The organism is Edaphobacter bradus, from assembly GCF_025685645.1.
Taxonomy (GTDB): Bacteria; Acidobacteriota; Terriglobia; order Terriglobales; family Acidobacteriaceae; genus Edaphobacter; species Edaphobacter bradus.
Genome location: NZ_JAGSYF010000002.1, coordinates 993,720 through 1,006,119, shown reverse-complemented (window position 1 = coordinate 1,006,119; position 12,400 = coordinate 993,720). Strand labels below are relative to the sequence as shown.

Sequence of the window (12,400 nt, the reverse complement as noted above, 5' to 3'; positions counted from 1 at the left end):
CACTAATTCACAACCTTCCGTGCCGTCGCGTTCGCCTCTGCGCCCTTAAATCTCCTGCGCCTTCACGCCGCCGTGCAGACGCTGATCTCCCGAGGCCGAGGCATCGCCCGAGACCGCATACGCCACCGCCGCTCCGACCAGCGCAGGGATGATGAACGCATGGCCTCCCGTCGCCTCCGCCACAAAGACCACCGCCGCAAGAGGAGTCTTATACCCCGCCGCGATAAACGATGCCATGCCAACCGCAGCATAGAGCCCGAGCGAAGGGCTGTGCACCACCGATTGCGCAAAGGCCGTCCCAATCGTGCCGCCTGTCAGAAACAGCGGCACGAACATCGCGCTCACGCCACCCGAAGCCAGCGTGAAGAGCGTAGCCGCGAGCTTCAGCACGCTGAAGACAAGCAGTTGCAGCGTGCTGTGATGCTTCTTCAGGACCTCGCCCACTGCCTCGTAGTTCGGGCCAATCGGCATCAAAGTCCCCGGATACATGTGCAGAAAGAGCCACCCACACACTCCCGTCAGAAAGCCTCCGATCGCGAGCTTCTGCCAGTGCGGCAGGCTCCACTTCACCACGAACCTGCGCGCGCGGCGGAACGTGATGACATACGCCATCGCGACCAGCCCCACAATCAGGCCAAGCAGCGCGCTCCAATAGAGATCTCGCCGCGTAAACCCGGCGATGCCTTCGAAGTTGAACAGCGGAGCTCCGCCCATAAACGAGCTGAGCGTCACAAACGAGCAGACCGACGCGATCAGCGAAGGCACCAGCGCCTCATGCGCCAGGTCATCGCGGTAAGGCATCTCCAGCGCGAAGACGATCCCCGTCAGCGGCGCGCGAAAGATCGCCGACATTCCCGCCGCCGCACCGCAGATCAGCATGATGCGGCGGTCACGGTCCCGAAGACGCAACCGCCGCAGCTTTCCCCACAGCCATGACCCGATCGCGGCCCCGCCGTAGATGCTCGGCCCCTCCAGCGCCGTGCTGCCGCCGAACCCCACTGTCGTAATCGCCGCCAGCAGCTTCGGCAGCATCGGCCGCAGATTCACCACGCCATCGCGCTCATGGTACGAGCGAATAATCTCCTCGGTAGAATGCTCATCCGGCGACGGAGTCAGATACTGCATGAGCAGTCCAGTGATGACGAAGCCAACCACCAGCCCGGGAATAATCGCCCAGTGATGCCGCAGGTAGAAGCCCAGCACCGCAGGCCACATTCTTCCAAGCAGCAGCTCCGCAATCGCCGTAATCATCAGCCCGCTCGTCACCCCGATGATGGGAGCGATGATCAGCCATTTCCGCAGGTCGCGCTCATACACCTTCCTCAGGTCTTCGCGAACCAGCGCAGGCAATCTCCGGAAGAACGGATGCCTCATGAACCATCTCTGCGTCGCAGTCTCTCCTGTCTTCGTCGTCATGCCCGCTCGCCTCTGCCTGCGCCTGCAAGGGAGCGCCGTCGCCTGCGGCGAGTGAGAAATCCTGCCCGGGTCCGCTTAATCTCCTCCTGATGAATCGCCGTCAGCGCGGCGAGCACCTCTTCCCCGCGCTGCGTCAGCGAGACCACCACGGCGCGCCGGTCCGCCTCGCTGCTCTGCCGCCGGACAAGATCGCTCTGAATCGCGCGCTCCACCAGTCCCACGACCGAGTGGTTCTTCTCCTGCAGAAACTCCGCCAGCTCAGAGATCGTGGCCGACCCCGACCCGTTAAATCCGGCGATTCCCAGCATCAACTGGTGCTGCTGCGGAGTCACACCGCACTCCCGCGCCGCATCCTCGCTGAACCGCAGAAACTTGCGCAGGTTATAGCGAAACCACGCAAGGTCCTGAACAGTCTCCTTGTCGATCCAATGCTTCGTCTTCAAATCCATGCACCCCGGAGGCGGTAGCTAATGCCGCGGCAACAGCAGCACTAACCAAATTATATCGCAATGCGATGTAATTCAAATCGTACTGCGATCCGCCTTCGTTCGCACGTTTTCACCTACGGATAGCTCGTCACCTTCGGAGTCACCCGCGGCTTCGGCACCGCAGCCCCGCCTGCGTCGTTGATCACGTTGCTGATCTCGCCCTTGTCATCCAGGGCCACCGTGATCATGTGATGAAACCGCACATTCGGGTCCTTCGGAACCTCGATCGCCCGCGTCAGCACGACATCCGGATGCCGGAAGACACTGTAGATTCCCAGCCCCCACGCCTCATGACTCGTCACCCCATCGGCCACCTTGTACGACGCCCATCCATTCGTCCCCAGCCCGCTCGTATAGCTCTTCTGGTCGGGAGGATCGTAAGGAATCTCCGACTGATAAAAATACGTCCGCCCGCCCTTGCCGTTCCACAACACCTGAAACTGCTGGTGGTGCTCGACGAACAATCCATACGCCGTTACGTCGTTGCCATTCACCACGAGCCCGTGCGCGCTCACATTGCTGTCCCAGCCCACGCCTCGTCCATGGTCTGCGCGCCATATCCACGTGTGGTCGACGATCGTGTCATTGCTATTGATCTCCAGATTCGCCACTGCGCGCCCCACTCCCGCGCCACCGACGCGAAAGAACACATCCTCCACGCAGATCGGGTTCTTCTCATGGCTTGCCCTGCTACCCTCCGGACCCACCTCCAGCAGCACCGGAGACTTCGTCTCTCCCGCATCGAACAACAGCCCCGCGACGATGATGCCATCCACGTCCGCCGTCGTCATCGCCGCTGTGCCCTTCACGGGCTTCAGCGTAGCGAACCCCAGCCCGAGCACCACTGTATTCGGCTGCGTCACGTGAATCGCATCCGTCAGCTCATAGATCCCCGGCGTCAGCAGCAGATTCTTCCCCTTCGCCAGCTGCGCATTGATCGTCTCCGCGGAGTCCACACCCGCCCGAGCGATATAAAACTTCTCCATCGGAATCGTCGTTCCCGGCGTCGCGCCGCCATGCCACGTGATCCCCGCACTGTTCCTCCGCAGCGAAGGAACCCGCACGCCATACCTGCCAGCCTTATCCACGACAAGAAATGGCTTCTCCCGCACCACCGGCGTCTCTCCAACCTTCGTATACGGCGGTTGCGGCCACTCCCCCGCCGGGGCCTGCGGAACACCGACAAACACCATGTTCCAGTTCGAACCCGTCCAGCTCTTCCACTCACTGTTCCGCGAGATCCATTGTTGCTGCGTCCCCGACCCCACATTCCCGTCCACCAGCGTGTCCGACATCCATCCGCCGCTCGCCCAGCCCCTCTTCTGGTGCAGCACCATATCGCCCTTCACATGCATCCGCCGAAACGCGACGGCCTGCGACACCGCCCACTGCATCGTGCCGTCCTCCGGCGTCACCGAAAAGCCCTCCGCCGCCCTCCAGAAGGTCGTTGTCGCATTGTTGTTCCTGCTCGCTGCGTCCACATGCACATTGCCTGAGATATGTACGCTATCGGGCGACGCACCCAGCCCCAGAGCCTGCGTGTAGAACCCCACGGGGAGATCCACCTTGTACTCGCCCGGAAGAAATAGCAGCGCATTGCGCTCCGGCCCGAACTCGTTGTGCTGCTGCACCGCGTAGACCTTGTCGATCTGCGCCTGGATCTCCTCCGCCGGCATCTGCGGCGAGAAGACCATCACGTTCGGCCCAAAATCCAGCCTCGAACCTGGCCCCGACCCTGGCCCCAAACCTGGCTTATCCCCACCGGCCGCCAACACCGTCCCCGCCGCGCACGCCAGCATCCCCAGAACCAGACCAATCTTCATACGCTCCCCGCAAGGCGTCGCCACTCTCATCTCTCGACTCTCCTTCTCAACTCCCGCTGAAGCAAGCACTTGCGAATCAAACTCAGCGGCAATACTGACACGAACATTTCTCTAAAGGGCTAAGATCCTATTCCGGAGCCGCGCTCGCACTTTGCGTCCTTTGCGTTCACCTTTGCGCCCTCCGCGTTCGCCTTTGACGTTGCCACGCATGTTGTCACTTCCGCAATACAACGGAGGAGTCAGCCTCTCCCTCGAACAAAAAGCGTGAACCGGAGTCACTCGACTCCGGCCCACGCTGGTTTAGCCGACTATTGGCATTGAGTGAAGGGCAACGTCTGTACGGTGAGCGAGAAGCTGCTCACCAGCGGATAGGCCTGCGACTTCAGTTCGGATGGGGAGCAGTCCGGCACAACGCCGCCACCAGGCACAAATGCCAGGCCATCAACAACGTACGTCGCAAGCGGCGAGCTCTGCGTCAGCGTCACTCCGCTGGCAGAGAAGGCGCCGACATACGGGCCTCCGGCAGCAAGCGTCATCGAATACTTCACGCAATCCGTGCCCGTTGGGCAGCTGGACGACGCCGCAGTCTCCACTGCAAGCTCTGCCGAAGGCTGCTGCGCATTGGGAACCAGTGGAATCGTAAAGGTGCCGGTCCCCACCGTTTCCAAAGCGCTCAGGTCAATGTCCGCGACCGTGCCGCTGTTCGCGCTGTTCTGCGACGTCACCGTCCCTGCAAGAGCGGCGCTCCCCAGCGTTCCCGCCACCCCTGCATAGAGGTTGACGTTCCCAGTGGTCTCGCCGTTCGCAATGGAGGTCACGATCGAAGGCTGGTAGGCAACTCCGTCAGCCCGCTCGCCCACAATCACCACGTCATACGTTCCTGCCGGGATCGGGCAGAAGACGAAGCTGCCATCCGCGCCTGCCAGCGTCGACATCACAATGCGGTCCACACCAGCAGCGTCCTTCTGTTCCAGGGCCACCAGCACGGTTCCGTTTACAGGGTTGCCGGTCGTCTTGTCCAGCACCTTGCCGTTGATCGAGGTAGAGGTGGTGCTGACCTCGCCCGCATGCAGTACCGGCTTCAGGCGATACTCTCCATTGCCTTCCAGCACGATGGACTCGCACGTATTGAAGTCGAGGTCGAGATCCTTCGTCTGGCCTGCCGCTATATTGAAGCCGCCGGAAGCAATCTGCCCCGACGGAATCTTGATTCCGGTCTTCGATTCGCTCGAGAGCTGCAGCGTATGCACGCTGTGGTCAGCCGTCAGCACCACACAGTTGGCCGAGCTCGTGCATAGGCTGTTTGGGATGTTCGCGCCGTTGTCGGCAAGGATCAGCCGGATCTGCTGATAGTTCCCCGCCTGAAGCTGCTGCGCGTCTCCCAGCGTCGCCAGGAAGCACTGGTTGTTCGCCTGTCCAAGCAGATCAATCTGCTTAGGAGACTTTGAGAGATTGGGGGTCAGGTCCTTCCAGCCGGGATCGTTGTCTCCGGCCGTGGAGCTGACGTGCGCCTGAACGTCAGTGATCGTCACATAGACATGAGCAAAGGGTCCGCTCGGACCCGCACAAGTAGCAGGGTCACTAATGCTTACAGTAGCCATTCCCATCCCTGTGCCTGTGCCTGAAGAGCCACTGCTACTGCACGCTATGATTCCAACCCCAGCAAGCAAAAGACTGGAGAACAAGAGCAAAGCCCACATTTTGTTGGTCATTATTATTTTGGCAGCGCACTAGTCCGCGCTGCTTTCTACCTCCAATTGGTAATCTTCCTAACCAAATAGAGGAACCAGGGCCCACAACCAGCGATACCGAAGATCAATGTATTGCCAGCAAATCAAAACACCAGCAGAAAAATACGTTGCTGGATAAGTCCAAAGCAGACTATATCATCTGCCTTTCATTTGATTGATTACAAGTGACCTGGGGTTGGCAATCGGCTTTAGATTTCGGCGCCCTATTTAAGAGGGCGATTCCGACACCCGTATTTTTGCCCTTCCTTTGGCGCCCTGTTGCGCCCCTTGCGTGTGCCTTGGTCGTTGCCATTGTTCCGGCTATCCTTGACGTCGATCCGAAGCAACGCTCATTGTTGCTCGTACACCGGGCCCACGCGCAATCAACAACATAGAAGGCGTAAGGCAATGGCAACGAAGAAGTCCATCAAGGTCGGCCCGCTGAAACAGAGCGAACTCGAAGAGGCCAACCGCATCGTCCGCCTGGCCTTTGGAACCTTCCTCCGATTGCCCAACCCATCCGACTTCCTGGACGATCGCAATTTCCTGACGCCGCGCTGGCGCTCGCCCAACGTCAAAGTGATCGCGGCGCGCGATGGTGGCCGCCTGATCGGATCGAACGTCGTCACGCGTTGGGGATCGTTCGGCTTCTTCGGCCCCCTCACCGTCCTGCCGGAGTACTGGGACCACGGCGTTGCCAAACGCCTCCTCGAGGCAACGATGGCAATCTTCGACAGATGGGGCGTCCGCCATACCGGGCTGTACACCTTCGCGCACAGCGCCAGGCACGTAGGCCTGTACCAGAAGTTCGGCTACTGGCCGCAGTACCTCACAGCCATCATGACCCGCACGCCGGAAGCAACTTCAGCGCTCGTGGCTAGGCCCCCAAACGCACCCCCAGACATGCCAACGTTGCTGTCAACCCTCACCAGGAACCAGCGCGAACAAGCCATCCAGGCCTGCACGAAACTCACCAAGAGAATCCATAAGGGGCTCGACCTCGCCGCAGAGATCCGCGCCGTGCTTGCGAACCATACCGGCGACATCGTGTTGACCTACAAGCGCGGCGTTCTCGATGCCTTCGCCGTCTGCATGAACGGAGTTGGATCCGAGGGCGGCGCAAAGATCTGCTACGTCAAATTCGGAGCTGCACGCAACGGCTCGGGTGCGGGAGAACGCTTCGACAATCTCCTGAATGCATGCGAGGCATTTGCCTCTTCGCGCGGAGCGGCGGTAGAGGCAGGCGTGAACCTGGCCCGCGAAGATGCCTACCGGCGCATGCGCTCCCACGGATATCGCACCTCCATGCAAGGTGTCTCCATGCAGCGTCCACACGCAACCGGCTTCAATCGGCCCGACGCCTATGTGATCGACGACTGGCGCTAACTCGCCGCCCAGGTTCCCTAAAACCGCCACAAATGCCCGCGCCGTGATGGCAAATGCAGCGGAAGGCATGAGATCCGAACCACAGGAATCTGCTTGTTCGCTGACTCGCTGACGAAATTCCACAGAAAGTCCTGTCAAGCCCCCAAACCACTCAACCTCATCAAACCAAACCACTTCCGCGTGGCAGAGTAGTTCCTGTCAATCCATTAAACTAGAACTAAGAACAGAGCCTCGCCCCGACAGGGCAGTTCAACGAACAACTAACAACCAGCAACTAACAACCGTATTTTCAACACTTTGACCCATAAACCCTTTGGATGGAATATTTTACAAAAGAAGTCCAGCCATAAACCAAATGAAATGAATACTTTGCACAAAACACCCAGGGAGGGGGGGTACCCCCCTTATTCCCGCGCGAAGTTCCACCCCAACCGCTGCGCATCTTGTCGGAGACTGAAGATAAGAAAATGAACAGAAAAACACCAAAGAAGTCTTTGCCAAAACAACGAATCGGCATCCTCTTCGGCGGCCGCTCCGGCGAGCACGAGGTCTCGCTCCTCTCCGCCGCCTCCATCCTCAAGGCCATCGACAAGAAAAAATACGACGTCGTTCCCATCGGCATCACCAAGCAGGGCCGCTGGGTCACCGCACACGATGCCCAGGCGCTCCTCACCGGCAAATTCCCCGCCGAAAACCCGCGCCTCGCCGGCGACCCCGAGGCCACTCCCACCGCCGCCGTCCTCAAGCGTGGTGACGAAGCCATCATCATCCCGCCGGTTCCCGCCGAATCGCTGCAACCGTTTGGATTGGGTGCCCCACACTTGGCGGTCTCATCGCCAGATGTGGGCTCGTCGGGCAGCTCAAGTCTCGACCTCGACGTCATCTTCCCCGTCCTCCACGGAACGTTCGGCGAAGACGGGACGATTCAAGGGCTGTTTGAACTCGCCGACATCGCCTACGTCGGCTCCGGAGTCCTCGGCTCCGCCGCCGCAATGGACAAGGATGCGATGAAGAAGCTCTTCTCCGCCGCCGGCCTCCAGCAGACGCCGTACCTCGCGATGCTCCGCAGCGAGTGGCGCGCCGACCCGCGCAAGGCCACGCGCCTCATCGAAAAGTCGCTGAAGTACCCGCTCTTCGTGAAGCCCGCGAACCTTGGCTCCTCCGTCGGAATCAGCAAGGTCCACGACCGCAGCGAGCTCGCCCCCGCGATGGACCTCGCCGCCAGCTACGACCGCAAGCTCGTCATCGAACAAGGCGTCGGAGGCCCCGGAGCCAAACCCCGCGAGCTCGAAGTAGCCGTCCTCGGCAACGACTCGCCCGAAGCCAGCGTCGTCGGCGAGATCGTCCCCGGAGCCGAGTTCTACGACTACGAAGCCAAGTACCTCTCCGACACCAGCGTCCCCATCATCCCCGCCAAACTCACCGCCGCCGAATCCAAACAGATCCGCCAGATGGCCATCGCAGCCTTCAAAGCCTGCGACTGCGCCGGCCTCGCCCGCGTCGACTTCCTCATGGAACCGGCAAGCGCCGCGGCAAAGGGAAAGAAGAAGGGAAGCAAGACAAAGCCTCGCATCTACCTCAACGAGATCAACACCCTCCCCGGCTTCACCAGCATCAGCATGTACCCCAAACTCTGGGACGCCACCGGCGTCCCCTACAAACAACTCATCGACCGCCTCATCCAACTGGCCATCGAACGCCACAAAGAAAAACAACAAACCACCTTCACCCGAACATAGTTCGAAAAATCAAAAGCGTGTCATCCTGAGCGAAGCTGCTGACATCGTCAGCAGCGCAGTCGAAGGACCTGCGGTCGCCGTTGTTCTTGCTTTTCTGGTTGTCATTCCGCAGCGCAGCGGAGGAATCTGCTTCTCGCCTTTGTCTTGCTTAAGGGCACGGCTTCAGCCGTGCCGCCAACGCCAACCAAAGAGAAGGGGCTTTAGCCCCTGAGGTACGCTTCAGACAACACGTCAGACAACACGGCTGTGAACATACCCGCCAGCCGTAAGCGCCGCCAGCAGTTCATCCACCTGCTCGCGCCCTCGCGTCTCAAGCGTGATATCAATCGTCGTATCGCCAAGATTCACGCCGTAATAAGCGCGGTTGTAGAGCGTATCGACTATGTTCGCGCGATGTGCTGCGATCAGCTTCGTCAGCTCGGCCAGCGCGCCGGGCTTGTCCAGCAGATGAATCCGCAGCCGGATCATGCGGCCATCCTGCACCAGACCGCGCTCGATAATCCGCGAGAGCAGCGTCACATCGATGTTGCCGCCGCAGACCAGCACGCCTGTGTGCTTGTTCTCAAGCGACGTCTTCTTCTGCAGCAGCGCCGCGAGCGCCGTAGCGCCCGCACCCTCGGCGAGCGTCTTCTCGCGCTCCAGCAGCATCAGAATCGCCGACGCGATCTCGTCCTCATCGACGGTCACGATCTCGTCGACATATCTCTCGACGACCGGAAACGTGACCTCTCCCGCGCGCCGAACCGCAATACCATCCGCGATCGTCGTCGCCGGATCGATCGTCACCGGACGATGCCGCTCCATCGCGACCGCCATCGAAGGCAGCCGCGAGGTCTGCACTCCAACGACGCGAATATCCGGCCGCGACTCCTTGATCGCGCACGCAATTCCGCCGATCAGCCCGCCGCCGCCGATCGGAACCACCACCGCCTCGAGCTGCGGAATCTGCTCCAGCAGCTCCAGCCCAATCGTTCCCTGGCCGGCCATCACCGCGCCGTCGTCGAACGGATGGATGAACGTCATCTCCTGCGCCGCGCAGATGCGCCGGGCCTCTTCATAAGCCTCGTCGTAGTTCGCGCCGTGCAGCACAACCTCGGCGCCGAACCCGCGCGTCGCCGTCACCTTCACCAGCGGGGTCGCCAGCGGCATCACAATGACCGAGCGAATCCCGCGCGCCGTCGCGTGATACGCCACGCCCTGCGCGTGATTGCCCGCGCTCGCCGCCACCACGCCGCGCGCGGCCTGCTCCGGAGTCAGCAGCGCGATGCGGTTCAGCGCGCCACGCTCCTTGAACGAGCCGGTCATCTGTAGATTCTCGAGCTTCAGATACACCTGCTGCCCAGTCAGAGCCGACAGCATCTGCGAGTGCGCGCACGGCGAGTAGTAGATCGCTCCGCGCAGCCGCTCGCGCGCCGCGTGTACATCGGCAAGGCTGATACTCAGTTCGCTCACTGCTTGCTCAGTCGCCCTCAAACGCCTCTCCTCCTCACAGACTACCCAATCCTGTCATCCCGACCGGAGCGGCGCAGTTTCATCGCGCTGCGAAGCGGAGGGATCTGCTTCTCAACCCATGCAGTCGACCGTCTATCGCCGCGCGCGAAAACGGTTCGCTTGCTCGAACTCCTCGCGCAGTCCCGGAGTCCGCAGATTCTCCCGCACATGCATCAGTCTCTGTTCCAGCGCCAGCAGCGTCTCAGCGATCGGCTTCGTGTTCGTCAGCGCGACATCGCGCCACATGCTGTACGGACTTGCTCCCAGCCGCGTCGTCTCGCGCAGTGCGCGCCCGCCGATGGCGGCAATCTCCGGAGCATCGCCGAACTCCTCCTCGAGCAGAGCGGACAGCGCCGTCGAGAGCATCTGCGGCAGATGGCTCACCCACGCGCACAGCTCGTCGTGGCGCTTCGCGTCCATGTCCAGCATCCGCGCGCCGATAAAGCCGATCCAGCTCCGCCACTGCGCTTCGAGCGCCGTCGGCTCTTGAGTCGCTGGAGTAAACAACCACATCGCGCCGTTGAACAGCCCGGCCTCAGCCAGCATCGCCCCGCCCGACTCCTTGCCCGCCATCGGATGCCCGGGCAGAAACACTGCCTGCCCTTCGCCGCCGTACAGCGTCGCGGCAAATTCGGTGATCTCGAGCTTCGTGCTGCCCACGTCCGTCACAAGCTGCCCCGCGCTCACCACCGGCGCGAGGCGCTGCATCCAGTCCTTGATCGCGAGCACAGGAACGGCGAGCACAATCACGTCCGCCTGGCGGGCAAGCTCCAGCGCGCCCCAATCATTGCCGGCGACGCCGTCGACCGCGCCCATCTCGCGCGCGGCCCGCAGCTCCAGCGAACTCTGGTCCCATCCATCGATGCGCCCTGTGAAGCCCGCAGCGCGCAGGGCAAGGCCGGTCGACGCGCCGATCAGCCCTGTCCCGATGATGAGTACCCGCTCCACTGCCCCTTCAACCATGCTCTACGCGACCGCTCTTCCGACCACTGGAGCAAGCTGCCGCAACTGCGCCACGAGCTTATTGAGCTGCTCGGGATACAGGCTCTGCGCGCCGTCGCTCATAGCCTTGTCGGGATTCGGATGCATCTCCATCAACAGGCCGTCTGCGCCCGCGGCGACCGCAGCCAGCGCCATCGGCGGAACCAGGTCGCGGATGCCGACGCCGTGCGACGGATCGCCCAGCACCGGAAGGTGCGTCAGCTTCTTCAGCACCGGAATCGCCGAGATGTCCATCGTGTTGCGCGTGTAAGTCTCATAGGTGCGAATTCCGCGCTCGCAGAGCATCAGGTCGTAGTTGCCGCCGGAGAGGATGTACTCGGCAGACAGCAGGACTTCTTCGATGGTCGCCGAGATGCCGCGCTTCAGCAGCACCGGCTTGCGCACGTTGCCAAGCTCGCGCAGCAGGTTGAAGTTCTGCATATTGCGCGCCCCCACCTGGAAGCAGTCGATGTACGGCAGCATCAGCTCGATCTGCGAGATCTCCATGACCTCGGTGATGACCAGCAGGCCGGTCTCGTTCGACACCTCGCGCAGCAGCTTCAGCCCTTCGAGCCCCATGCCCTGGAAGCTGTACGGCGAGCTGCGCGGCTTGAAGGCTCCGCCACGCAAGAACTTTCCGCCCGCCGCGGCGACCTGTTTCGCGCTCAACAGGATCTGCTCCCGCGACTCCACCGAGCACGGCCCGGCCATCACCACGACTTCCTTGTTGCCGACCACGACGCCGTTCGGGAACGTGACCTTCGTTCCCTCGGGCCGGAAGTTCCGTCCCGCCAGCTTGTATGGCGACGAGATGCGATACGCATCATGCACCCCGGGCAGGACCTTGAACTCCGCCACGTCAAAGTGATCCGGCGTGCCCACGCCCGCCAGAATCGTCTGCGCCGCGCCTGTCGTGCGGTGAACGCTGAAGCCGAGCTCCACCATCCGCTCGATCACTATCTGAATGTTCTCTTCGGTTGCATGGTCCTGCATCGCTACGATCATCGTCTTCGCTTCGCTTTCCTGATGTCACAAAATTTGGCTACAAATCTCTTTACTTCGGGTTCTGCTTCTGCAGTCCCCGCATTACGTCGATAATTCGCTGGTACACATCCACAATCTCGGTGTCCGACAGCGGCCCCTGGTTCACGCGGCTGACATGATCGAAGACGTCCTGCTCGCGCTTCGGCTCGTAGACTGGCAGACCTGCCTTCTGCTTGAGCTCGCCGATCGCCCGCGCGGCCTCGGCCCGCTGGTTGATGAGGCGAACAATCTGCTCGTCCAGCCCGTCAATCTTCTGCCGCCAGTCTGAGATCTCCATCGTGTGCCCTCTAACTGCAACGCCT

10 protein-coding genes are annotated in these 12,400 nt (G+C 61.5%); 2 read left to right on the top strand and 8 right to left on the bottom strand.

Annotated features, from left to right (window positions below):
- Positions 1-45: 45 nt before the first annotated feature.
- From OHL16_RS10270 to OHL16_RS10255, 4 genes are all read right to left on the bottom strand, one after another.
- Entirely contained in the window at positions 46-1,416 is a 1,371-nt protein-coding gene (locus tag OHL16_RS10270; protein WP_263367030.1) for a chloride channel protein, read from the bottom strand.
- On the bottom strand, positions 1,413-1,859 hold the full coding sequence (locus tag OHL16_RS10265; protein ID WP_263367029.1) for a MarR family winged helix-turn-helix transcriptional regulator: 447 nt from the start codon (positions 1,857-1,859) through the stop codon (positions 1,413-1,415). The genes OHL16_RS10270 and OHL16_RS10265 overlap by 4 nt, the downstream gene beginning before the upstream one ends.
- Before the next feature lie 119 nt (positions 1,860-1,978).
- A complete protein-coding gene (locus OHL16_RS10260; RefSeq protein ID WP_263367028.1) occupies positions 1,979-3,727 on the bottom strand; it encodes a coagulation factor 5/8 type domain-containing protein in 1,749 nt (582 codons plus the stop codon).
- Positions 3,728-4,035: 308 nt separating this feature from the next.
- Positions 4,036-5,328 carry a DUF4382 domain-containing protein gene (locus OHL16_RS10255; RefSeq protein WP_263367027.1) on the bottom strand — a complete coding sequence of 431 codons (1,293 nt, stop codon included), beginning with the start codon at positions 5,326-5,328 and terminating at the stop codon, positions 4,036-4,038.
- Between the two features lie 537 nt (positions 5,329-5,865).
- Here OHL16_RS10255 and OHL16_RS10250 point away from each other — a divergent pair.
- Together OHL16_RS10250 and OHL16_RS10245 are read left to right on the top strand one after the other, a co-directional pair.
- Positions 5,866-6,843, top strand: a complete 978-nt coding sequence (locus OHL16_RS10250) for a GNAT family N-acetyltransferase (RefSeq protein WP_263367026.1) — start codon at positions 5,866-5,868, stop codon at positions 6,841-6,843.
- A 467-nt stretch (positions 6,844-7,310) separates the two neighbouring features.
- A complete protein-coding gene (locus OHL16_RS10245; RefSeq protein ID WP_263367025.1) occupies positions 7,311-8,582 on the top strand; it encodes a D-alanine--D-alanine ligase family protein in 1,272 nt (423 codons plus the stop codon).
- Between the two features lie 231 nt (positions 8,583-8,813).
- Here the strand turns inward: OHL16_RS10245 and OHL16_RS10240 are convergent, their stop codons facing one another.
- From OHL16_RS10240 to pheA, 4 genes are all read right to left on the bottom strand, one after another.
- Positions 8,814-10,055 carry a threonine ammonia-lyase gene (locus OHL16_RS10240; protein ID WP_263367024.1) on the bottom strand — a complete coding sequence of 414 codons (1,242 nt, stop codon included), beginning with the start codon at positions 10,053-10,055 and terminating at the stop codon, positions 8,814-8,816.
- A 111-nt stretch (positions 10,056-10,166) separates the two neighbouring features.
- Positions 10,167-11,036, bottom strand: a complete 870-nt coding sequence (locus OHL16_RS10235; RefSeq protein ID WP_263367023.1) for a prephenate dehydrogenase — start codon at positions 11,034-11,036, stop codon at positions 10,167-10,169.
- Positions 11,037-11,039: 3 nt separating this feature from the next.
- Positions 11,040-12,059 (bottom strand): 3-deoxy-7-phosphoheptulonate synthase, encoded by a 1,020-nt coding sequence (aroF, locus tag OHL16_RS10230; RefSeq protein WP_263367022.1) that lies wholly within the window; start codon positions 12,057-12,059, stop codon positions 11,040-11,042.
- A gap of 49 nt (positions 12,060-12,108) precedes the next feature.
- The gene (gene pheA / locus OHL16_RS10225; RefSeq protein ID WP_263367021.1) at positions 12,109-12,375 is read right to left on the bottom strand and encodes a chorismate mutase; all 267 of its coding nucleotides are present in this window, start codon (positions 12,373-12,375) and stop codon (positions 12,109-12,111) included.
- Positions 12,376-12,400: the final 25 nt, after the last annotated feature.

Coding starts and splice junctions, on each gene's coding strand:
- OHL16_RS10255 (WP_263367027.1), bottom strand. CDS start 5,328: ATGGCTACTGTAAGCATTAGTGACCCTGCTACTTGTGCGGGTCCGAGC.
- OHL16_RS10235 (WP_263367023.1), bottom strand. CDS start 11,036: ATGGTTGAAGGGGCAGTGGAGCGGGTACTCATCATCGGGACAGGGCTG.
- aroF (WP_263367022.1), bottom strand. CDS start 12,059: ATGATCGTAGCGATGCAGGACCATGCAACCGAAGAGAACATTCAGATA.
- OHL16_RS10270 (WP_263367030.1), bottom strand. CDS start 1,416: ATGACGACGAAGACAGGAGAGACTGCGACGCAGAGATGGTTCATGAGG.
- OHL16_RS10245 (WP_263367025.1), top strand. CDS start 7,311: ATGAACAGAAAAACACCAAAGAAGTCTTTGCCAAAACAACGAATCGGC.
- OHL16_RS10260 (WP_263367028.1), bottom strand. CDS start 3,727: ATGAAGATTGGTCTGGTTCTGGGGATGCTGGCGTGCGCGGCGGGGACG.
- OHL16_RS10250 (WP_263367026.1), top strand. CDS start 5,866: ATGGCAACGAAGAAGTCCATCAAGGTCGGCCCGCTGAAACAGAGCGAA.
- pheA (WP_263367021.1), bottom strand. CDS start 12,375: ATGGAGATCTCAGACTGGCGGCAGAAGATTGACGGGCTGGACGAGCAG.